Source organism: Patescibacteria group bacterium (genome assembly GCA_041649475.1).
In the GTDB taxonomy this organism is placed as follows: Bacteria; Patescibacteriota; Patescibacteriia; order Magasanikbacterales; family GWA2-37-8; genus JBAZNA01.
Genome location: JBAZNA010000001.1, coordinates 358,909 through 381,929 on the forward strand (window position 1 = coordinate 358,909; position 23,021 = coordinate 381,929).

Consider the following 23,021-nt stretch of genomic DNA (forward strand, 5'->3'; position numbering starts at 1 on the left):
ATGCGCGTTCTCCAAGTCAATAAATTTTTTTACCGAAGAGGCGGAGCGGAAGTGGTTTTTTTTGATACCATAAACGGCTTGCGCGAGCGCGGTCACGAGGTGATAGAATTTTCCATGCAGGGCAGCCGTAATTTACCGTCTGATTATTCGGCCTACTTTTCTCCGGAAATTCCGGAGTTTACCTCCAAACAAAGTTTGGGGTCGGATTGGGTAACCTTTAAAAACATTTTTCATTCAAACGCAGTGGAAAATAAACTGCGGACTTTGATTTCCGCCACCGAACCGGAGGTGGCGCACTTGCACAATGTCACCCGGCAATTATCAGCCAGCATATTTTTTACTTTGAAAAAGGCCGGCGTGCCGATTGTGCTCACCGTTCATGATGTCCAGCCCATGTGTCCGAACCACCGCATGCTTCGCAATCACACTGTCTGTGAGAAATGTTTTAAACACAAATATTATAATTGCACGCGCTACAATTGTATAAACGGTTCCAAGGCGCAGAGTTTGGCCGGATCACTTGAGGCCTATTACTATTATTTAAAAGGCATTTGGCATTTTGTGGATGCTTTTGTTTGTCCCAGCCAGTTTATGCTGGATAAAATGGTAAAGTGGGGGTTCCCGGCAAAAAAAATGCATCTGGTGCGCAATCCGTATGCCGTGACAGCCAAAGATACAACCTTGGGCGATAAGGTTGTTTATATGGGCCGTTTGCATGAGGAAAAGGGAATAAATATTTTTTTGGAGGCCTTAAAAGATTTGAAAAATTATCAAGTTATCATTGCCGGCACCGGTCCGGAAGAAGAAAATGTGGAAAAATTTATCAGACAAAACGGACTAACCAATGTTTTAAGGGTGGGCTGGGTTGGCGGCGAGAAATGGCAGGCAATAATGAACGAAGCTAAAGTAATAGCGGTGCCGTCGTTGTTTTATGAAAATTGTTCAATCTCAATTTTGGAAGCTCTGGGCAATGGCAAGCTGGTGGTCGCGTCAGACCGCGGCGGCAACAATGAACTCATAATAAACAATCAAACCGGTTTTTTGGCCGAGCCGGAAAATCCAAAGTCATTGGCCGAAGCAATCAGGAAGGCCATGCAACTGCGCGGGCCGGAAGCTGGCAAGCTAATCGCGAATGCCAAAAATTTACTGGAGCAAAATCATGATCCCGCCGGATATTGCCACGCCTTAGAAGAAATTTACGCGGCTCTATAATTTACGCTACCTTATAACTTTTTTTAACTTCGGTTTTTTTCGGCAACGAGTATAGATCGCCGGTCTTTAGGGCGATATCCTGCCAATTATATTTTAAATTGGTGGTTTGTTTGTTTAACAACCCCGTATTTTTTAGCAATTGCTCATCACTCATCAGTTCAACAATTTTATTGGCCAGAGACATAGTGTTGGCATTGGCAAACCAAAAACGGCCGTCAGTAATAACTTCTTTATGTTCAGGAATATCTGAAACTAAAACCGGCTTGCCATAAGACATGGCTTGTAAAACGGTTATAGGCATACCTTCATTTTCCGAAGGGTGAATGAATAATTTTGCGTTGGCGTATAATTCGGATAAATTTTGTCCGCTCTGCCAATCAGTGAAAATAATGCTATTATCTCCGCGGGCCATGGTGTGTAATTTTTTAACATAATCATCCGTAAAAGAAGCCCCACCCACAATTACCAGTTTGTAATCTTTCAAAATTTCCGGATTTTGCTGTTTGGCGAACTGCCAGGCGTCAATCAAAAAATGTGCGCCTTTGTGTTTGACCAAACGGGAGACCATCAAAACGTATTTGTTGGTTTCCAAATTCCATTGATCAATCACGGCCGGTGATTTGGAAACCTGGCCGGTGATGCCGTTGGGAATGTAGGTAGTTATTGTCTGATATTCGTTTAAGCAGTAATTTTGAATAGTTTTAGAAACCGCAATGGCTTCGTGCGCAAAACGGCAGGCAGACCATTCACCCAGGTGAAGCATCAGGCGCGCGAACAGCCCCCATTTTTGATGGTATCTGTCAAGACAATGAATAGTAGCAACCACTTTTATTTTAGGGGCGAAAATTCTTGGTAGCCAGCAAAGCAAAGACGGGCCGACTCCGTGGAAGTGAATAACATCCGGTTTTTGCCACATAGCATGAATTGCGGATGTGAAAGTATTGGAAATAGCATCAAGATGTTTGGAATGAAATGCCGGGGTGTGGATAATTTTAATGCCGTCAAAATTCTTAATATTTGGCGAGGTATACCATTTTCTGGCGTAAACAGACACAGAGTGGCCTTGTTTAACCAATTCTAAAGCCAGCTCCTCAACATGGCGCTCAATGCCGCCGTATTTGGCCGGAATGCCTTTTTGTCCAATCATGGCTATTTTCATATCGTTTTTAAAACATTCAATCATAGCAGATTTTGGGATTTTTGTCAATAGTTGGGCTAATTTGAGCCGGCTCTTGACGTACAGTTATAAAATTGTTATAATTTAGCATCGCTATTTACTCACAGGAGGGAAAAAGGATGAGCCAGAGCAGAGGTGTCCACAGGGGACCGCGCCGGCGCATGATCTACGATTCGCCGCAGTACAGCAATCCCATGACTGCCTTCGGTCAGCCCGCCACCGCACCCGCGAAGACGGTTGTGGTCAGAAGGGGGCCGTCTCCGCAGGCAGTACTGCGGTACCGGAAGAACCGGCAGTTCCGCCGGCTGCAGGGCTAGGTGTCGCCATGATCACCACTGCTGCGGTTGTTGGAGGCATCGCTAGCGCAGTGGTGATCATTTTCGCCGTGCGCAAGCTCTTCCCATCCTAGAGGGAATCACCAAGAGAAAGAACCCTCTTCCGGGTGCCCGACGCGACTCTACGTCGGGCACCCACACTTTTTTCTAAACAATTGTGGAGTTATCAATTTAATGGTAGAATAATAACGCTTTAAGGCGTTTTTTGTTTTATTGTATATGTGGCTTACCGTAGCCCTGCTCGGTTTTACAATCTCGGCAATAGTCGGTATTTTGGACAAATTCATTATTTCTAAATCAGAAGTCCGGCCGATTGTTTTTACCTTTTATTCTTCCATTTTTGTTTTGCCAATTTTATTGCTTCTGCCGTTTGGAGTGGCGTTTCCTTCTCGTGCCATTGATTGGCTGATTTTTGTGGTAGCCGGTTTTGGTTTTGCCCTTGGTTTGTGGGTGATGTATCTTGGTTTTAAAAAAAGCGAGATTAGCCATATCGGGCCCCTGGTCGGGGCCGCTACCGCCTTTTTTGTTTTGATTTTGAGCAATCTTTTTTTACCTGAAAATTTGGGTGTTTATAAACTCATAGCCATTTTTGTTTTAATTATCGGTTCGCTGGTTATTTCTTTTGAATACAGTCCGGAGCATAACGGCCTGCATACAGGTATGCTTCTGGGAATAATTTCCGGGTTGCTGTTTGCAATTTCGCACGTGGCTTCCAAGTATGCTTATGATGTTTACGGGTTTTACAGCGGCTTTGTCTGGACGCGAAGTTTTTTGGGCGTGTTCGGAATTTTGTTGTTGGCCTTTCCCGGCGTGCGTGCGCTTTTTTATAAAAAGAAAACCGGAGCGGTCGTTAAGGAGGTTAAACAAACCGTATTGGTATGCTGGGATAAAATTTTGGGCGTCTTTGGTTTGGTTTTAATTCAGTACGCGATCGCTTTGGGAAGCGTGACTTTGGTAAACGCCTTGGCCGGCGTACAGTTTGCCATTTTGATTATTTTTGTTGCCTTGCTGTCAAAATTTTTTCCCAAGATTTTCAAAGAGGAGTATATGGGCAGGGAAATTATTCAGGAATTTTTTGCCGTTGTTCTCATTGCCGGCGGTTTGGCATTAATGCTCATAAAATAGCAAATATATGTTGGCAAAACATGCACGGACATTAAAAATAATCATTATTACTTTATTAATCATCGGAGTCGGTTTGTTTTTGATTTTTTTATCAGCTTTTTTATCCGATAAAGCGCGCCAGCCGGGCAATGTTATTTATGGCGTGACTTATGATCCGGCGTATGCGCAGTATCTGGGGCTGGACGGACGGGCGTCTTTTATAAGAATGCTTGATGATTTTAAATTTAAATATATCCGGCTCACCGCCCATTGGGATATGGTGGAGGCGGTTGCCGGAAAAAAAGATTTTACTGAACTTGATTGGATGATGAGCGAGGCGCAAAAAAGAAACGCAAAAATAATTTTGGTGGTTGGCCAAAAAACACCCCGGTGGCCGGAGTGTCATATTCCGGGCTGGGCGGCTAAACTGCCTCTTGATAAATATAGGAACAAATTGGAAGGTTATATAGACGCCACTGTTAATCATTTTAAAAACAGTCCGGCTTTGGAAATTTGGCAGGTTGAAAATGAACCGTTTTTGGCATTTGGCGCAAAATGTCCGAAATTTACGGACAAAAATTTAGCCGATGAGTTAAAATTGGTAAAGAGTTTAGATCCCAACCATCTAACCATGACCACAGATGCCGGAGAGTTAAGTTTGTGGACTCATACTGCCGACAAAGCCGATCTTTTCGGGTTTACGGTTTATCGAGTGGTATGGGATGAAAATATTGGCTATTGGACTTATGATTATATTCTGCCGACAGCCGGTTACCGTCTGCGACTGGCCGCCAATGACAGAAATATTGATACTGCTTATGCCGTGGAATTGCAGGCCGAACCATGGATACCGTTTGGAACGCTTTCTTCTACTCCTTTAAAAGAACAATTTAAATCAATGGATTTAAGCCGATTAAAAGACAATATCAATTTCACCGACAAAATTGGTGTGTCCAGAGCATATTTGTGGGGGGCGGAATGGTGGCTGTGGCTGGAAAAACAGGGTGATAACAGTTTTGTTGAGTATGTGAGAACTTTGCGGAAGGAATAGTTGACTTTTCCTGCGTCTTCCGTTATACTTTTTTCATTGTTATCGCGCGCCTAGCTCAGTTGGTTAGAGCATCTCGTTTACACCGAGAGGGTCAGGGGTTCGAATCCCTTGGCGCGCACAACTTCAGCTCGTAGTGGAATTATGGTATAATATTGCCATGATAACGCCTTCTACAATTACTGATAAAAAAATAGTCCTTCATCAAGGAGTTTATAAACCAATAGCCACGGTGTCGGAGGCGGTTTTTATGATTACGGGCATGACTATTGGCGCCGGTGTGCTGGGCATGCCTTATGTCATCTCCAAAGTCGGACTGCTGATTGGTATTTTATATATTATCGTTATTGGCTTGGTAATGTTGGGGTTGAATCTGATGATTGGCGAGGTGGCTCTTAAAACCGATGAACAGTTACAATTGCCGGGTTTGTCCGGCAGGTATTTAGGTAATTGGGCAAAGTATTTATCTTCATTTTTATTTATTTTCGGTGCCTACGGTAGTTTGTTGGTTTTTATAGTCGGCGAAGGGGAATCTTTGTCGGCACTGTTTGGTGGCAATCCAATCTGGTGGGGAGTTTTTTTCTGGAGTTTGGGCAGTTTCTTTATTTGGAGAGGTCTGCGCATGATTAAAATTTTTGAGAAGATAATTGGTTCAATAGTTATTTTTATTCTGGCGGCGCTTTCTATCTTTTTATTAACAAAAGTACAGGTAACAAATCTATTCTATATTAATACCGCTAATATTTTCTTGCCGCTCGGTGTTATTATGTTTGCCTTAAGTAATAGCGCGGCTGTGGTGGAAGCGCACGCGCTTTTGCCGGGCAGTCAGCGTCATTTTCGCAAAGCATTAATAATAGGCACTTTAATTCCAATTGTCTTATATATTCTGTTTGCCGTGGCCGTGGTCGGTGTTAGCGGTTTAAATACTACTGAAGTGGCCACCATCGGCCTGGGGGAAATTTTTGGCAATGCGGTTTTAGTGGCCGGAAATTTATTGGCGATTTTGGCCATGGGCACCGGTTTTGTGGGTATTGGCATTGTCTTAAAACAAACTTTTATTTGGGATAATAAGTTGAACAAAGTTTTGGCGGAATTTCTGGTTATTTTTTTACCCCTAGCCGCATATCTGGCCGGGATAAGAAATTTTGTGGGCATACTCGGTATTATGGGCGGGCTGGGGTTTAGTTCGTATTCAATTATTTTAGTGCTGGCGTGCTGGCGTGCTCACAAGGTTGGCGGTTTGGATACCTCAAGATACAACCTGCGTCATTTTTGGCTGTTAACAGTTCCGTTATTTTTGATTTTTACTTTAGTATTTGTTTACAGCCTGCTGGCGTTGTTCTAACAGCTGTAAGAAGAACTTCTATTCGGTTACTTGAGAGCCGTAAATATGGCCCCTGTCGTTGGCGTTTAAAATATTTGTTACTCCGGCTGTGGATAAGTTGAAGGTTTTATTTACAAAATCATCAGTCGCTCCAAACTGCATACTGTTGGTCAGGTTTATATTTTGACCAAGCTGGGCGGCGGTTGGGGTGACGGCGACTTCAAAATATATTCCAACCTGGCTATTGGCTGGGATAGCATCATTGCTCCAGCTTATTTTTCGGCTGGCAGAATCGTAAATAATATCTGATCCCAAAGTCACGCTTTGTTTGCCGGTGAGCGTAACGCCGTTTGCCAGAGAGGTGATTAGTTTAGCGTTATTTATTTGGTTGCTGGTATTTGAAATTTTTATAAAGACCCAGTATTTGGTGGTCTTTTTTACTTGCGGAGGCAGGGACCCTCGTCCGAGCTGGTCTCCTTCCGGGGTGTAATATCTGGCTTCAGAGGCAAGGCGCACTTCGCTGGCGAGTGGTAATCTGGCTCTTGAGCCCTCTTGGGTGAATTTTTGCGTAGAGATTTTAGCCAGTCCGGCTTCCATTGTTGGAATGAGTTCTAAATAGATTTTTTCGCCGGTAACGGCAAATGTTGGCAGTAAATATAAATTTATGGTGAAGCTGTCGTTACTGCCCGGGTTGCCATTACTGAAATTTGTTCTGGTTTTTGTATCTAAAATCAATCCATCTTTTGCGGCTGTAGCGTGGTTTTCTCTGGCGGTTTTGGCCCAGTCCACGACTTTCGTCTGGTTTGCCGTTAATTTCATTTGTAAATTATCCAGTTTGAAATTACTTTTATTATTCCACCTGATTGCAAGCGGTATCACTTGGCCCGGTTCGGCGTAAGCCGGTGTGGAAACAAAACTTACGCTTGATTCTATATTTGGCGAGATGTTATTACTCGTTTGTTTTACGATCTTCTGCGCTATTTGGTAATTATTGATTAAAATTTGCGGTGTAATTTCTAAGGAATAATTTCCGCCTTGATTGGGGGTGGTTAGAGTTCCGCTGATAACCTTGTAACCTCCGGCCGGTAAAGAAAAATTTTGGTCTTTTGCGGCAATTATATTGGTTAGCCAATTGTTAATTAGAGAAATATTATTTACAGTTTCTGATCCGGTGTTGGTGATAGTGTAGGTAAATTGAGTCGGCGTGTTTGGAAAAGTGGTGGTGGCCATCTCAAGTTTGCCGGTGATTATGCTTTCCGGCAACCTTGCGGCATAGACAGAGACCTTTTGTTCGGTTCGGTTAAGTCCGTGCGGTTCATAGGCCAAGTAGGCCGTGATTCTTTCTTCCTGATTAGGTACGCTCCACAGCCAGCCAAAGATTTCTACCTGACCTTTGGCGCCCGGGTCCAGAGTTGTTATGGCCGTAAAGATTGAAGTTTTTGAAAAGGTTGATTCAGGAGTTTTTGTTCTATCAACTGTGAATCCGTTTGGCAGGCGCAAGCCAAGAGAAATATTTTCCAGTTTATATTTGCTTTTGTTGGCATAATCCACGGTGAGGTGGACGTATTCGCCGCTTTTTATTCGGTTGTTGCCCAGTGAGATGCTTAGATCAATTAAATCAGTGATACCCGGTTTCCAGAAAAAGAAAAATATGCCGCCGGCCAGTATGATGATGGCTAAGCCCAGCAAAGCTAAATCAAAAACAAAAAGTTTTTTAGCGTGTCTGTATATACCATGGTATTTGGTATGGTATATTTTATGGAAGAAACTATAGATGTGTTTGTGCATAATTAAGTATGAATAGTATGAGAGATGAAGTTTTGAGCACTAGCGACAGCTTGGCGAAAAACTTCATCTCTCATACTATCGTATTTATAATATGTAGCTATATTATACAACTTCCTTAGCTATACAGCAAACAGTCAAAAGGAACAAAAACGCCGGCTAGGCGGCCGGTGTTTCTGGTTCATTTTCTTTTTTATTTTCTACAGTTTTGGGGTTGGGGGAGTAAAGGGGATTCTTGATCTTCCATTGACCTACAAATTGCCCAATTCCTTTATTAATCAGCTTGTTTTTAATTGTGGTATGGCGTTGTGACCACTTAACTAAGCTTTCAAAATTTAGTTTATATCTTCCGGCTACTATAATATAAGTGACTTCTTGAGCTGTAATAGCGCGTCTGATGGTTTGGGCATTTACACCAAAGAGTTTGGCGGCTTCAGAAATGGAGACCCTGATGATTTCTTTGGGGTTTTCTGTTTTTTTATTGTCTTCATTCATAGTAGAAGTATACAATAGTGTATACAATCATAGCACAGCTACAGATATTTGTCAATCAAATCATATAGATAGTTGTTGTATTTATTATATTTGTATACGCTTGTCTATACAATTTTACAATAATACACACGGAAAAGTAGTATTTTTCGCCAAGCTATCGCTAGTGCAAAAAACCTCATGTGTGTACTATTATGTTTGTATACAATAGTGTATACAAATTATTACAGATACTGACAACTTACAGACATAAAGAAGATTTTAAGCACTAGCGAAACACCTTTAAATCAAGTATGTGTGGAGCTTGGCGAAAAATCTTCTTTATGTCTGTAAGTCTTTGTGTGGGTATTTGTATATTTTATTTGACCAAACCTTGAAATTTTGCTAAAATATGTAACATTAATTTTGAGCTATAACAAGGTAGGTGTAACACTTTTAATTATTTTACGTCTACTATAATGTCAGCCAAGAAGCTTACCGAGAAAATCCTCCTCTATCAACTATATACTAAGCAAGATCCTGAAGCGTTTGCGAAACTTTACGATTTGTACGCAAGACGCATTTACAGGTTCGTTTTTTTTAAAGTTGCAAATCATGAAGAAGCCGAGGATGTTACTTCTGAAGTATTTTTAAAGGCCTGGAATTTCATAAGCGAGAAGAAAAAGATTGATAGTTTCAGCGGGTTGCTTTACAAATTGGCACGCAATTGCGTGATTGATCTATACAGAAAAAAATCCAGACAAACAGAAATCTTGTCCCTGGATAATATAAATGAAGAAAGCGGGCTTGATATAAATGATGCCGGAAAATGGAAAGAAACATTCGGAGATAAAATGGAAGCGCAAAAAATCATTCAGGCCTTGCAAAAATTAAAACAAGAATATAGAGAAATAGTTACTCTGAAATATGTTGATGAACTGGATGTAAGCGAGATTTCCGAAATAACCGGAAAAGGCGGTATAGCAGTAAGAGTCACTTTGCATCGTGGTCTAAAAAAATTGAAAGAGCTTTTGGAAGGTTAAAATATGTATCGCAACATAATTAAACAACTCAAAACTCTGAAACATCAGGATGTCAATCCTAGCAATGAGTGGTTAGAGAATAACCGCGGGCTTTTGCTGTCTCAAATAAAAAATACAGTTACCCAGGAACCTTCCCAATTTAAAATGGAGAATGTCTGGCAGAGCCTGTCCATCTTTTTACCGCAATCCTTTGTTAATTCAATAGTTCGCCCGGCCTTGGCGCTGGCCCTCATTATGGGTATGGTTGGTGGCGGCTGGCTTGGAACAGTGTCAGCTTCAGCCGAAGCTCTGCCCGGGGATTGGTTATATGCTGCTAAGAAAATTACAGAACAAACCCAAGCGGCGGTGGTGGCGGTTGTTGGAGATAAGAAGGCCGAGGCCAGCTTACATGTGGAGTTTGCCAAACGCCGAGCCATAGAAACCAAAAAAATTATCAGCGATCCGCAGAAAATCGGTATGGCCATGAACACTGTTAATGATTTGAAAAATGAAATTCAAACTGTGAGCAGCACCTTGAATGATTTAAAAACTAATACCGACGCGTCGGTATCCGCTCAAACCGCCAAAGACATATCTCAAAATGCGGTGCAAATCCAGGATGTCTTAACTTCCGTAAAAACAGATCTTTTAACCACTCCAACCAGCACAGCGGCCAGTTTAAGTGATTTGACCACCCGGGTAGCTGAAGCCAAAAATTTAACCAAAGACACTGCGGTGAAAGCAATGGAAGTTATGGTAACCAAACATTTGCAGGGTGATAATAGCGTTTCCAAAGATGAAGTAAAACAAGTTATAAATAATCAATTGCAATCTGCGGTTGCCGATGCCGCCGTATCTCAACAAAATACCGCGGATGTTAATCAAGCCATCAATATTGTAAAAACCGAAGTGGCTGCTATTTCCAAAGACGCCAAGCAAGATAAAAATACAAGTTTAGTCAGCAGTACGCAAGTGCTGTCCACCAAATTGGAAGCCGCCAGCATTCAGACCCAGGTTGCGGTAAGTCAGACCCAACAAGTCGGGGTTGTCGCCAATCAACAAGCAAGCGAAGGCCAACAGCTTCTATCTCAAGGCAACTTATTGCAAGCTGTTGATAAAGTAAAAGTGGCTTCAGATGCCACCAAGGTATCAGAACAGATTGCCGACAATACCATTAAAACTGTTCAGACCGTATTACCGGTGGTATCGGTTGTGGGTGATAAAGGGGTATCCTCAAGCATATCAGCGGTTGTTATCACCTCAACACCATCAAGCAGCAGTACGGTGGGTATTGTCGTGAGCAGTTCAACGGTTATAATATTGCCAACCAGCACGGTAAAATAGTTTTTTCTTCCCGCACTGCAGGCAAGATTTATTGTCTGTAACGCGGAGAGAAAAAGTTAGTAAGTAGTAGTTATTATTAACGGTCTTAGCAAAGGTTGAGGGTCCATGAGGACTCGCCTAGACCATTGTGTCTCTTGCAGGTATCCTAACGGAAATTTGCGAGGGAAAAAATAATCTTAATTTAAATATGACCGATGTATTAAAACTAGGAAAGAGAATCTTTACCATCGGCGTTGTTGTAACCACAATCATGTGGTCACTTGGCGTAGTTTCATTAGCTTCAACCGTTGCTAATGCCGCATCATGTCCAACTTTATCAGCTGGCAACATGATTAAGGTAACTGGCAAGGCAGCTATCTATGCTGTAAACAATGCTTCAAAGGTATTGTATTTTCCTTCCGGAGATGAATTTAAGAGCTGGAACGTAAACAACACCTACGGTGGCTATATTTCAGTCACCCAGGAATGTTTTGACTCTTTGTCAGTTCCCAGCACTTATCCAGGCGGAGTAAACTATCGCCCGGGTTCTTATGTTGTAAAGAGACCGTCTTCAGATCAATTATATGTAGTTGAACCAGGAAATACTTTGGCAAAAATCAGCGTAACTGATGCCAAGGCCCTCTATGGCGCAACCTACAAAGTAATGACAGTTGCTGATCCGTTCTGGCCGCATTATGTTAACCGCGGTGCAGACATTGCTGGCTTAGCCCATGAGGGCATGCTGGTAAGCAAGGACAGCAAAACATGGTATGTCGCCGCCGGTAACGTCCTTCGTGAAGTTACTGCTACAGGCATGACTGCCAACAGATTCAAGACCGCATTTGTACATGCTGTTCCTGCTGCTTATTTAGCAGGATTCACCACTGGTGCTGTGCTTGATTCTTTAGATTCAACAATCAGCAACCGAACACAGGACGGAGCAATTGCTCCGGGTACTGGCGGTAACTTAACAGTGGCCTTAGCCGCAGATAATCCAGCAGCTGCAAACATTGCTGATGGATCTGCCTATAACGCTGTTTTGAAGTTAGCCCTAAGCGCTGGTAGCGCCACAAAAGTAACTGGTATTACCTTAACCAAAACTGGTTTAATCGCTAATACCAATATTACTGGCGTCAGCATTTGGGACGCGGAAGGAAATCGCCATGGCGATGTCATGACCTCCTTCACTTCAGACAATAAAGTAACTGTGGGCTTTGCCGGCAACCCAATCTTGGTTTCTTCCGGCGCCCCGGAATCTTTAATTGTCAGGTTAAATATTTCCGCTGCTGCTAACTCCGGTTTGGTTGGAATGAAAGTCGCTGCTGCCACTGATATTACTTCAGACGGCACAGTTGGCGGTTCATTCCCAATCACTGGCAACCAGATGAGTATTATTGACGGCAATGCATCATTAGCTATAGTTTCATCTACTAATGTAGCTGTCGGTGGTATTACAAATGGCAGTGAGGCAACAATTGCTCTCGCCAACATTTCAGTTGGTGATGTCGGCAAAGAAATTGCCAAATTCAAATTCACAGAGAGCAGCGGCAATGAAGATGTTGTTATTTCAAGATTGACCTTCTATTTTGAAGGCAGCTTGCAAGACAAAGATCTTACCAATCTCTCTCTCGTGGCACCGGATGGTTCAGTATTGGGTACAGCGACCACTCTAGCTGATCGCTATGTGACCATAAATTTCACTAACCCGTATACTTTGCCAAAGAGCACCAACAGAACATTGACCTTAAAAGCCGATGTTGTTGATGGTTCAACTCATTATTTCCGCGTTCACTTACAGAATGATTACGACATGTTGCTTAAGGGATCCACAACCGGGTTCTATATTTTACCGGACGGGTTCGCTGACCAATATGAAACAAACGGCTGGTTTGAAATCAAATCCGGCAGTTTGACTGTAAACAAGAACGTGGCTTCTCCAGCCGGGAATATCTCCTCTGGAGCTTCAGGAGTTGTGTTAGCAACCTTTGATATTAAAGCGGTTGGTGAGAACATGGAAATCCGCAAAATGGGCTTGGGAGTAGTAACTACTACTGCTTCAACCCATAAGTTAACCGGTAATATTTCTGTACAGGATTCCAGCGGCAATACCTACTTGACCGTCGCTGCTTCTGATGTAAATTTGTATTACCCAACGCAGGGCAAACAATATAACATGTCCAGCTACTTGACAATCAACTCTGGTAGTACCAAGACCTTGCAAGTAGTCGGCAATATTGATTCCCTTGCCAGCGGAGACACCTATAAGATTGCTGTTGGTGATTTCTATGCCAAGAGATTATCTACTCTTGACTTCAAAGATAATCTGCCAACTGTTGTGCCAACCAGCACAGCCGCCAATCAATTGGCCGTGAGTGCAACCGCACTTACCTGCTACAAAGATACTGCCATGGGTAATGTGACCCGCGCCAGCGGATCAAATACCGTTCTTGGCCAGTACATTTGTACAGCCGGCACCTCTGAAGATATTGCTTTAAGCAGCATGACCTTCGCCTTTGGTGATACCGGCAGTGCAGCCAATACTTTCCAGAATGTAGCTCTGTATGATGGAACCACTCAATTGGGCTCCACCTTAAGCACCGTAGCTTCCACTTCAAATGGTTATACTTTCAGTTTAACTGTTCCGAAGGGCACTACTAAGACCTTGCAATTACAGGGTCTGATAATTTCAGGCGCTTCCGGTGTCGTGAGTTCATCCATCTCAGCGTATAACTACACTGGCAAGAGCAGCAACAATTCCACATCCTACACCACTCCTCTGATCGTTGGTCAGAATGTGACCGTGGGAAATGGTACATTGGGAATCGCTGCGGCATCTGATGCCTCAACTATCTCCAAGATCTACGGTCCGAGTCAGACCGGTGTTCAGCTTGGTAAGTGGAAATTATCCGCGGCCAGCGATAGCGTGACCTTAAACAAGTTGTCGTTTACTTTAAGGCTGCCGGATGGTGCTCCTATTATTGACTACACCACTTCAGGTCTATTCGGTCTGTTAACATTGTACGATTCTACCGGCGCTGCCTTAGCTACAGGCAATTATGTTGCTGGCAATGTTGTTTTCACCGGGCTCACTCTTGAAATCCCGATGGATTCATACAAAGTCATTACCTTAAAAGGTAACACTAATGGCTCAGGCGTGATTAACAAAGATCAACCGGTTGACTTCGTAATCAAGAGTAATAGCAATACGGACATGGAAGCCAGATCAGGCGCAGGTTCTTTATTGGCAGCCGCCGATATTGGCCTTACCACTGCTGGTAGCAATTCCGCAATGGAAAGATTTGCGACTTCTTCTGCCTACATCTTCCATGATGCGTATCCGACAATTACTGCCACATCTTTGGGCTCTGCCTTAGCTTTGGACACCAAAGCTCAAATACTTAAATTCACAGTTACCAATTCTGGTGCCCGTGATTTAAGAGTTGGTTCAACTACGATTTCTGTTAGCGTGTCCGGTTTGGCCGGCGCAGGAACATCTAGTGGAACAATCAGAGACTTCAGATTGTATGAAGATAACGGTTCAGGCGGACTTGGAACTTATCTTGCTGTAAACGATACAGTGGTAAATTCCAGCACAGCCAATCCATCCACCGTTACCTTTGATGGGGCTCAAGCGGCCACAACTGGTTCAATGAGTAATATTACTATTGGTCCAGGCGCCGCGATTACCTTTATTGTCACTGCTGACACATCCAATATGGGTACTAGCAAGACCTCAGGCACCAGCGTAACGCTGTCTGCCAAGATTGCCGGTTCAACAGGTTGGAGCGGTTCAGCGTGGAATACAGGCAACTTGTTCTACTACTACACTCCAGTCGGAGGTAGCGAGAACACTGTTCCTTATTCAGCTTCAGATTCTTACGAAGTGTCCGGATCAACAATGACCCGAGCCTTCTAAGTAGTTTGAGTTGAATTCTGTAAAAAGTTTACAGAACAAAACCCGCCCGCAAGGGCGGGTTTTTGTTGACAAAAACATACTTATTGTGTATAATTTTGTCACCGCAATCTTAAATATTTATGAAAATCAGAAACGTCGCCATTATCGCCCACGTAGACCACGGCAAAACCACGCTCGTGGATGCTTTGCTTCGCCAATCCAAAACCAAACTGTCCAAAGAACAGGCAAATCAGGACACCATTATGGACAGCAATGATCTGGAACGCGAAAGGGGAATTACTATTTTTTCCAAAAATGCGGCCATAGATTGGCAAGGGACCAAAATAAACATCATTGACACCCCGGGTCATGCTGATTTTGGCGGGGAAGTTGAACGCGTTTTGAAGATGGCCGACGGTTGTTTGCTTTTGGTTGATGCCAAAGAAGGGCCGATGCCGCAAACCAGATTCGTGCTCAAAAAAGCGCTGGCCATGGGGCATAAGATTATTGTGGTGATAAATAAAATTGACAAGCCGGGCGCCAGGCCGGAATACGCCTTGGACAAAACCTTTGATTTGTTTGTGGAGTTGGGCGCCAGCGATGAGGCCGCTGATTTTCCGGTAATATACGCTTCAGCCAAACAGGGCAAAGCTGGGCTTCTCCCGGATATAGAAAAAATGACCGACATCACTCCAATTTTTGATACGATTTTAAAATACGTGCCCGAGCCGTCCGGCGATGAAAATGCGCCTTTACAAATGCTTGTCACCACCATCAGTGGTAATGACTTTAAAGGCAGAATCGCCATTGGCAGAATCTATAACGGCAAGATAAAAGCCGGTCAGGATGTCATGCATATTAATCGCGCCGGACAAATGGAAAAATGTCGCTTGATGTCTCTGATGAGTTTTGAGGGGTTGGGTCGGGTTGAGGTAAGTGAGGCCTTGGTCGGAGACATTGTGGCCTTGGCCGGAATTCCTGATATAAATATCGGAGAAACAATCGCGGATGTTGCCAGCCCAATCGCTTTGCCCCTTTTAAACATTGAAGAGCCGACCGTGAAGATGACCTTTTGCGTAAATGATTCGCCCTTTGCCGGCAAAGAAGGCCAATTTAGCACTTCGCGCCAGGTTAGGGAAAGATTATATAAAGAGTTGGAAACGGATATGGCTTTGCGGGTTACAGACGGGCCAAACGGTGATTGGATTGTTTCCGGAAGAGGCGAACTGCATTTGGCCATTTTAATTGAACGCTTGCGCCGGGAGGGTTATGAATTTCAGGTTTCCCGTCCGCAGGTGATTCTTAAAGAAGTTAATGGAAAAATGCTGGCGCCATACGAGCAGATATTTATTGAGACCCCCGAGGTTCATGCCGGAGCCGTTATTCAAAAATTAGGCGGCAGACACGGCGAATTGCGCGAAATGCGTACGGAAAACGGAATTAATTTTTTAGAATTTATTATTCCCACCCGGGGCTTGTTCGGCTATCGCACCGAATTTTTGACCGACACCAGGGGCCTAGGAATAATCAATACAATTTTTTATGATTATATGCCTGATCCGGGCAATTGGCGCGAACGCGACCAGGGTTCTTTGGTCGCTCATGAAACCGGAACGACAAATTTGTACGGCCTGTTAAATGTGCAGGATAGGGGAGTGATGTTTGTTGGGCCGGCCGTGTCTGTTTATAAAGGACAAGTTGTCGGACAGAATGCGCGCACCGGCGATATCCGCGTTAATGTTTGTAAAGAAAAACAGCTTTCCAACATGCGTTCCAAAGGCGACGGCAGCGCCGAACATTTCAATACGCCAAGAACCATGGATTTGGAAGATGCCTTGGAATATATTGGCGATGATGAATTGGTGGAAGTGACTCCCAAAAATATCAGAATTAGAAAGGTGATTTTGGATCCGGAGGATGAGAAAAGAAGGTCTAAAGGGATTATGGTATAATATTAAATGCCTTTACGCCGCCATCGTCTAATGGCTAGGACATTACCCTCTCACGGTAGTAATAGGGGTTCGATTCCCCTTGGCGGTACAATTCTAATTCTAATAGGTCACATCCAAAAACCCTTTGTTGATATTATCTATTGAAAAAGTCATTATCAAGAAATATCCCGGTTTATACATAGTCAATTGTTTGCTCCCTTCGTCCTGCGTTTTGTAGCCAAGGCCTTCCAGATAACTTTTCACTTTAGCCATATCGTCTTTGGTAATAACGCGATCAAAGGTGTAGCTTAGCATTTGTCCGGACAAATTATCCGTCAGTTTGACGTGACTGTCAAAAAGCTGGTTTAGAATGGGTAGGAGCTCGCTGTTGATTGTCCGGCTCTTTTCATTGACCGGTTCCACAGTGGTTTTGTTGTCGTAATTCATTTCCGGCCAGGTTTTTTTAGCAGTGAAATCAGTGTTGTTAGTAGAAACTGTAGGCAGTTGGGCGGGGGGAGTATTTTGAGAAGCTTTAAACGGGGCGTAGGTTGAAACTTTTGCTTTTTTATAGAGAGAAAATTCCGGCTTGCGGTTTGTTAAATTAATTGGGTAGGGTTCCACTTGCGCGGTTAAATTATTGGAAATAGAGTAGGTCGTCGCCATCTCTACGGCAAAACTGCCGTTATAGTCTGTTATCCAACTGGTATCATTATTAACATTGCCGCTTGCATCTATCTTCAGCAAAAATCCGTCTTTATAATAGGTTTTACTGTCCAATATGACTGATTTAACTATCTTAGTTACATATTCGCCGGCGATGATGGCCCCGCTGTCGGTTGTGGCCTTTAAAACATAATTCGTGGCTCCGCGCTGGGGGTTAATTATCTTTGCCCAGCTAACATTTAGGTCAGCATCCATTTTCATCATAAAAATACCGGGGCGATACGCGTCTCGAGCCGCATCAATGGTTGCTTGATCCTGTTCATTGACTGCTTTAGTTTTTTCCTGAAAATCATCGTCAGCCCAACTGATCGGTCCAGCAATCATTATTTGTTTGTCAGCCGAGAGAGCCATGGAAAATTCTATCATCGGCGAGGTAAAATCATTAAAACCAAAATTCATTTTTTTGACCCACTCTAAATTACCCGCAGAATCATATTTGAAGGCAATCAAATAATCCTTTTTCATTGACGCTAGGTCCGTAATTTTTGGCAGCATAGACAAGGTTCCGGCTAAAGTTCCTAAAACCAAATACCCGTTATCTTGCGTCTGAATCAGGCCGCGAATATTGCTTGCTCCTTGGCGCACCTTTTTCCAACCCATCTCATAGCCCCCGCCTGCTTTGGGAATAGCCGCGGCCATATCCAAAGGCGTCCCCTCCAAACTTTTTGCCCACTGGAAGTTAAAATCTTTATCAAATTTAACCAGTCCGGGATAGGTATCAAAATTATACGGCAAACTTTTTTCCGCATTCGGTTCGGTTACGTTTCCGGCCAGGGCATAGCCGCCATCTGGCGTTGCTATAAGATAAGAATCATTGTTGCGGGAAATAAAGTTTTTTATATTTTTTGACCAATCCAAATTTCCGTTTTTATCAAATTTCAAAACCTTAAGCGAAGCAAAGGGCAAATCTTGATAAACATCAGAGTCCTCTCCTCTTTGCTCGGGCGGCAAATCAAGTATGTTTGCGTAAAACAAAAAACCATTGTCCGCGGTTTGGAGCAGTGAGTTTCTGGCATCTTCCACGGCGGCGGTGAAAGATTTGTTCCAAACCATGTTGCCATTCTTGTCCAATTTGGTGATTAGTATTTTGTTTAAATCAACATTGTCCATCTTCCATTCTGCGGATTTAATAAACCCCCAGACCTTGGAAGCCATTAAATAGCCGCCGTTTTTAAGTTCAATAATTGACTGGACATCTTCTTCCCCTTTGGGATTGCCATCTCCGGCGGCATTGGTGGTTTTTAGAAGTTTTAGCCACTGCACGCTGCCCTGTTTATCAAGTTTGGCCACAAAACCATCCGGCGGGATAAACATAATATTGGGGTCAGTCGTGCCGGAAACAATATAACCGCCATCTTTGGTTGGCCAGGCGCCGTTAATTTTTGTAAATACCAGCAGACGGTATGATTTTAAAAAGGTGGTATTAGCCACGGATGTGGCCGATGCCGGGCTAAGAGAAACACCCACGCTGACTTTAGCCGCATTCGTATTCCAATTCATTCCTATGCAAACCGAGGATAAAAATATCAAAGCAAAGGCAATGGTGAGCAAAGAGTTGGTTTTTGAACTTCTTTTCATATTTTTTATTTATAGTTTTTGGCGACTCTATTATACCACTATATTGCCCGGTTGTTGAGTTATGGTGTATAATATTAAAAATTAATGGCTTTTATTCTTAATATCATACGTTATGAACAAAAAAACGTTGATCGTAGTGGTCGTGGTGGTGGGGGCATTGGTGGTGTTGGGTGGAATATTTTATGGCTATAATCGCTGGCGCCAACAAAGGATAGCCAATCAAATTTTGAGTTTGTATGGCGGCAATACCGGCTTGTTGGGTAAATTGACCGGTGGCGACGCCAACCAAATTGCGCAGGAAATGGCCAGACAGCAAGCGATTGAGGAAGCAAATACCGCGGCCCAGGAAGCGGCCAAGACCCCGGAGGATAAATATAACGCAACGCAGGAAATGCAAGCTTATGATGATAATTCCAGGACCGTGTCCGGTGCGGCCAAGGCAATAGTGGAACAGGTGTTTGGTAAAGCGAAGTTAACCTCTTATACTACGGGTTATTTTGCGTCCACTCCTGGTTCCGGCGCGGCAATTTTTGAAACCATCCGGCCAGCCACTGCTGCTGACGTGGGCGCCTTTAATAAAATATTGACTGATAAGGGTTTGCAGATTATTTCGAGCGGCACGGATAATCAGGATGCTTCAATCATGGCCGGTAATGACAACGAGCAATACATAATTGGATTTGGCATCGGCAGTCAGGAGATAACGGTAACGATTGTTAAGACCGCCCAGTAATTTTTCCATTGATTTTTTTGGATGTTTGGCCTATAGTATCTGTATGAACAGTGATTTTTCATATCAATTTTTTAATACATCCGTTTTGGCTTGGGAGGCAATGTACCAGGCAATTTTGGCTGCAAAAAAATCTATCTTTTGGGAGGTTTATACCCTGGTTGACGACGAAGCCGGTAAAAGATTTATAGAGCTTTTGGCGGAAAAAGCCGCCGTTGGTATTGATGTGAAGATTATTGTTGATGCTTTCGGCAGTTATGATTTGTCCAAATCCGCTCTTTTTAAATTGCAAACAGCCGGGGCCAAGATTGTTTATTTCAACCGTTTGCGCCCGGGCATAAATATAGTGGATTGGGTGCGTAGGATGTGGTATAGAACTCATAGAAAAATTTTGATCATTGACGAAGAGAGGGCTTTTGTCGGCGGGGTCAATGTTGAACAGCCCGCGGCTGATTGGTATGATTTGCATCTTCTCATTACCGGCAGCGCAGTAATCAGGCCGCTTTTGTATGGATTTGCCAAATCTTATATTCATTGCGGCGGCAACGCCAAAGAAGTGGAGCATTTGTTACATCCCGATTTTGCCGAAGGCCTTAATTCCATCAGAAATAGAATTAATTTTTTGATGCATGCGCCGTTTTACGCGAAGATTTCTCCGTTTAAAAAATTTTATTACCAAAGTTTGGAATCCGCCCAAAATACTTTTAATGTGGTAACGCCGTATTATGTGCCCGATTTGCATTTTTTGGATCTGGTTTCACGCGCCAAAAAGCGGGGAGTGGAAGTCAATATAATTTTGCCGTGGGAAACCGACGTGAATTTAATGCGGCATATGGCCAACGCCTTTTATGGCATATCTTCCAAGGCCGGCGTGTCTTTTTACATGCTTAAGAAAATGAATCACGCCAAGGCCGTAAGTTATGACGATAAACTGGGTATTGTCGGCAGCGCCAATTTTACGCCGCGCAGTTTTTTTATCAACCAGGAAGCCAGCGCCGCGTTTTCCGATCCCAAGATGGTCGGCGATTTAAATAAAATTATTGGTGATTGGAAGAAAGAAGCCGTGCCGTTATCCGAGGTTGGTTTGAGCAAAAAAAAGTGGTCGGCCAGGTTTAAGGATTGGTGGCTGAATAAGTTTAAGGATTATGTCTGAAGTTTTAAAATCGCCTTTGGCCGACCGGATGAGGCCAAAGAATTTTGCGGAGTTTGTCGGGCAGGAAGAGATCGTCGGCGCCGGCCGGCTGCTTCGGAAATTAATTGAAAAAGACGAAATGGCGTCCATTATTTTTTGGGGTCCGCCCGGAGTGGGCAAAACCACCTTGGCCAGAATTATAGCCGAACAGACAAAATCCGCCTTTTCAATCATTTCCGCGGTTACCTCCGGCAAAGAAGAATTAAAAAAAATTATTGCCACCGCCAAACAACTTCTGCAGGTTGGACAAAAGACAGTATTGTTTGTTGATGAAATTCACCGCTGGAATAAAGCCCAGCAGGACGCCCTGCTTCCGCATGTTGAAAACGGGATTATCACCTTAATCGGCGCTACCACTGAAAATCCTTCTTTTGAAATAATCGGGCCGCTCTTATCGCGTTCCAGAGTTTTTATTTTAAAAAATTTGGCCGATGCTGATATTGTCAAGATTATAGAAAGGGCTTTAGAAGATAAAAGCAGGGGATTGGGGTCTTTAAAAATTAAAATAGAAAAGGAAAGCGTTGAACTGTTGGCCGAGCTTTCCGGCGGCGATGCCCGCACCGCTTTAAACGGCCTGGAGCTGGCCGTGAAAGCGAAACTCAAACCAAAAGAGTCCGCGGTTGAATTAACTAAAGAAGATATTAAAGAGGCCCTGCAGAGGACACATCTGGTTTTTGATAAAAAGGGCGAGGAATTTTATAATTTAATTTCCGCTCTGCACAAATCAATGCGCGGATCAGATGCCGATGCGGCGCTCTATTGGCTGGCCCGCATGCTTGAAGGCGGAGCCGACCCCCTGTATGTGGCTCGCCGGGTGCTTAGGTTTGCCTGTGAGGATATTGGTATGGCTAACAGTGAAGCTTTAGTGCAAGCCAATGCCGCTTATGACGCCTGCCATAAAATCGGCATGCCGGAATGCACTGTGCATTTGGCCCAGGCCGTGGTTTACTGTGCCAAATCAAAAAAATCAAATTTATTATACACAGCTTACGGCAAAGCGGCCGCGGATGCGAAAAACACTTCGCATCTGGGCGTGCCACTGCATTTGCGCAACGCGCCGACAAAATTCATGAAGGAAATCGGCTACGGCAAGGATTACAAATACAATCCGAATTTTGCCGGGCCGGTTGAGCAGGATTATTTGCCGCCGGAACTGAAAGGCAAAAAATATTTATGACTTTAAAATTTCTACTGCACACCTGTTGTGCGCCGTGCAGTATCGCCATAATTGATGAATTGAAAAACAAATTTGCGCTGACGGTCTTTTTTTATAATCCCAACATTTTTCCCTTTGCTGAATATGAAAAGCGCAAAGCCGAGGTAGTGCGGGTTTGCCAGGAGTGGGGTGTACCGATGATTGATATGGATTATGAGGCGGACAAATGGCACAAGGAAGTGGCCGAGGGTTTGGAAATGGAAGCGGAAGGAGAGTCCAGGTGCGCGCTGTGTTTCCGGTTCCGGCTGGCCAAAACCGCCGAGTACGCCAAGAAAAACGGTTTTCATTATTTCAGCAGCAGTTTAACCAGCGGCCGCAACAAACCAGCCGAAGTGATAAATTCAATTGGCAAAGTTTTTGGCAAGCATTACAAAGTGAAGTTTTATGATGTTGATTGGAAAAAAGACGGACGGCAGGAAAAGGCAAAGAAGATGGTTGAGGAGAGGGGAATATACAGACAAAATTATTGCGGGTGCGAGTCGTCAATTAAGAAACCGTGATTTTTCTTTTCGTTTCTTCCAGATGTTCCAATAAAATTGAGATGGTTTTTTTATTTTGTAAAAGTCCGGAAATTTTTTCCGGCCATTCAATCACGCAAATTGTATTTGGTTTTCCCAGATAATCTTCTACTCCAATATCAATCAGTTCCTGCGCGTTTTTTAACCGGTAGGTGTCAATGTGAACAAAATTTCGGCCGGCTGGCATCGGGCAGACATTCATCAGAGTAAAAGTGGGACTGGTCATTTCATTTTTTATTCCCAAACCGCGCGCCAGGCCTTTAATCAGGGTGGTTTTGCCGGCGCCGAGTTCGCCGGATAATAACACAACCTCTCCGCCTTTTAATTTTGCGGATAGGTCCTGGCCGAATTTTTCAGTTTCTTTTTCCGAATTTGTGATCATAGGCATACTTGAATAATTTTACCTCGTCCTATTTGACCGTGTCAATACCAAGTGG

The 23,021-nt window shown here is 43.6% G+C and carries 17 protein-coding genes and 2 tRNA genes; 14 read left to right on the forward strand and 5 right to left on the reverse strand.

What is annotated here, in order from left to right; genetic code table 11:
* Positions 1 to 1,212, forward strand: a complete 1,212-nt coding sequence (locus WC526_01785) for a glycosyltransferase (protein MFA5061855.1) — start codon at positions 1 to 3, stop codon at positions 1,210 to 1,212.
* A gap of 1 nt (position 1,213) precedes the next feature.
* Here WC526_01785 and WC526_01790 read toward each other — a convergent pair whose 3' ends face one another.
* On the reverse strand, positions 1,214 to 2,395 hold the full coding sequence (locus WC526_01790) for a glycosyltransferase family 4 protein (protein ID MFA5061856.1): 1,182 nt from the start codon (positions 2,393 to 2,395) through the stop codon (positions 1,214 to 1,216).
* Positions 2,396 to 2,943: 548 nt separating this feature from the next.
* Between WC526_01790 and WC526_01795 the strand changes: the two genes are divergently transcribed.
* The 4 genes from WC526_01795 (at position 2,944) to WC526_01810 (ending at position 6,221) form a co-directional block, all read left to right on the forward strand.
* Complete coding sequence (locus WC526_01795; protein MFA5061857.1) at positions 2,944 to 3,849, forward strand: DMT family transporter; 906 nt, start codon at positions 2,944 to 2,946, stop codon at positions 3,847 to 3,849.
* Between the two features lie 7 nt (positions 3,850 to 3,856).
* Positions 3,857 to 4,879, forward strand: a complete 1,023-nt coding sequence (locus tag WC526_01800) for a hypothetical protein (GenBank protein ID MFA5061858.1) — start codon at positions 3,857 to 3,859, stop codon at positions 4,877 to 4,879.
* Between the two features lie 44 nt (positions 4,880 to 4,923).
* Positions 4,924 to 4,997, forward strand: a tRNA-Val gene (locus WC526_01805).
* Positions 4,998 to 5,036: 39 nt separating this feature from the next.
* The gene (locus WC526_01810; protein ID MFA5061859.1) at positions 5,037 to 6,221 is read left to right on the forward strand and encodes an aromatic amino acid transport family protein; all 1,185 of its coding nucleotides are present in this window, start codon (positions 5,037 to 5,039) and stop codon (positions 6,219 to 6,221) included.
* A gap of 18 nt (positions 6,222 to 6,239) precedes the next feature.
* Here the strand turns inward: WC526_01810 and WC526_01815 are convergent, their stop codons facing one another.
* Both WC526_01815 and WC526_01820 read right to left on the reverse strand, forming a co-directional pair.
* Positions 6,240 to 7,988 carry a hypothetical protein gene (locus WC526_01815; protein MFA5061860.1) on the reverse strand — a complete coding sequence of 583 codons (1,749 nt, stop codon included), beginning with the start codon at positions 7,986 to 7,988 and terminating at the stop codon, positions 6,240 to 6,242.
* Between the two features lie 156 nt (positions 7,989 to 8,144).
* Entirely contained in the window at positions 8,145 to 8,480 is a 336-nt protein-coding gene (locus WC526_01820) for a helix-turn-helix domain-containing protein (GenBank protein ID MFA5061861.1), read from the reverse strand.
* A 455-nt stretch (positions 8,481 to 8,935) separates the two neighbouring features.
* Here WC526_01820 and WC526_01825 point away from each other — a divergent pair, with 455 nt between their 5' ends.
* From WC526_01825 to WC526_01845, 5 genes are all read left to right on the forward strand, one after another.
* A complete protein-coding gene (locus WC526_01825) occupies positions 8,936 to 9,499 on the forward strand; it encodes an RNA polymerase sigma factor (protein ID MFA5061862.1) in 564 nt (187 codons plus the stop codon).
* A gap of 3 nt (positions 9,500 to 9,502) precedes the next feature.
* Positions 9,503 to 10,822 (forward strand): DUF5667 domain-containing protein, encoded by a 1,320-nt coding sequence (locus WC526_01830; GenBank protein MFA5061863.1) that lies wholly within the window; start codon positions 9,503 to 9,505, stop codon positions 10,820 to 10,822.
* Positions 10,823 to 11,009: 187 nt separating this feature from the next.
* Positions 11,010 to 14,717, forward strand: a complete 3,708-nt coding sequence (locus WC526_01835) for a hypothetical protein (protein ID MFA5061864.1) — start codon at positions 11,010 to 11,012, stop codon at positions 14,715 to 14,717.
* A 119-nt stretch (positions 14,718 to 14,836) separates the two neighbouring features.
* Entirely contained in the window at positions 14,837 to 16,648 is a 1,812-nt protein-coding gene (typA, locus tag WC526_01840) for a translational GTPase TypA (GenBank protein MFA5061865.1), read from the forward strand.
* Between the two features lie 16 nt (positions 16,649 to 16,664).
* Positions 16,665 to 16,736, forward strand: a tRNA-Glu gene (locus tag WC526_01845).
* A gap of 11 nt (positions 16,737 to 16,747) precedes the next feature.
* On the opposite strand, the gene WC526_01850 is transcribed toward WC526_01845, so the two are convergent.
* Positions 16,748 to 18,928, reverse strand: coding sequence for a hypothetical protein (locus tag WC526_01850; GenBank protein ID MFA5061866.1), 2,181 nt, complete (start codon positions 18,926 to 18,928; stop codon positions 16,748 to 16,750).
* Positions 18,929 to 19,040: 112 nt separating this feature from the next.
* Between WC526_01850 and WC526_01855 the strand changes: the two genes are divergently transcribed.
* From WC526_01855 to WC526_01870, 4 genes are read left to right on the forward strand one after another with little or no spacing between them, the layout of a single operon-like run.
* Positions 19,041 to 19,661, forward strand: a complete 621-nt coding sequence (locus WC526_01855) for a hypothetical protein (protein ID MFA5061867.1) — start codon at positions 19,041 to 19,043, stop codon at positions 19,659 to 19,661.
* A 43-nt stretch (positions 19,662 to 19,704) separates the two neighbouring features.
* Complete coding sequence (locus tag WC526_01860; protein MFA5061868.1) at positions 19,705 to 20,811, forward strand: phosphatidylserine/phosphatidylglycerophosphate/cardiolipin synthase family protein; 1,107 nt, start codon at positions 19,705 to 19,707, stop codon at positions 20,809 to 20,811.
* Positions 20,804 to 22,027 (forward strand): replication-associated recombination protein A, encoded by a 1,224-nt coding sequence (locus WC526_01865; protein ID MFA5061869.1) that lies wholly within the window; start codon positions 20,804 to 20,806, stop codon positions 22,025 to 22,027. The genes WC526_01860 and WC526_01865 overlap by 8 nt, the downstream gene beginning before the upstream one ends.
* Positions 22,024 to 22,566: an epoxyqueuosine reductase QueH gene (locus WC526_01870; protein MFA5061870.1), complete on the forward strand. Its 543-nt coding sequence runs from the start codon at positions 22,024 to 22,026 to the stop codon at positions 22,564 to 22,566. Before WC526_01865 ends, WC526_01870 begins: the two co-directional genes overlap by 4 nt.
* Here the strand turns inward: WC526_01870 and tsaE are convergent.
* Complete coding sequence (gene tsaE, locus WC526_01875) at positions 22,553 to 22,972, reverse strand: tRNA (adenosine(37)-N6)-threonylcarbamoyltransferase complex ATPase subunit type 1 TsaE (protein ID MFA5061871.1); 420 nt, start codon at positions 22,970 to 22,972, stop codon at positions 22,553 to 22,555. The genes WC526_01870 and tsaE overlap by 14 nt on opposite strands.
* Positions 22,973 to 23,021: the final 49 nt, after the last annotated feature.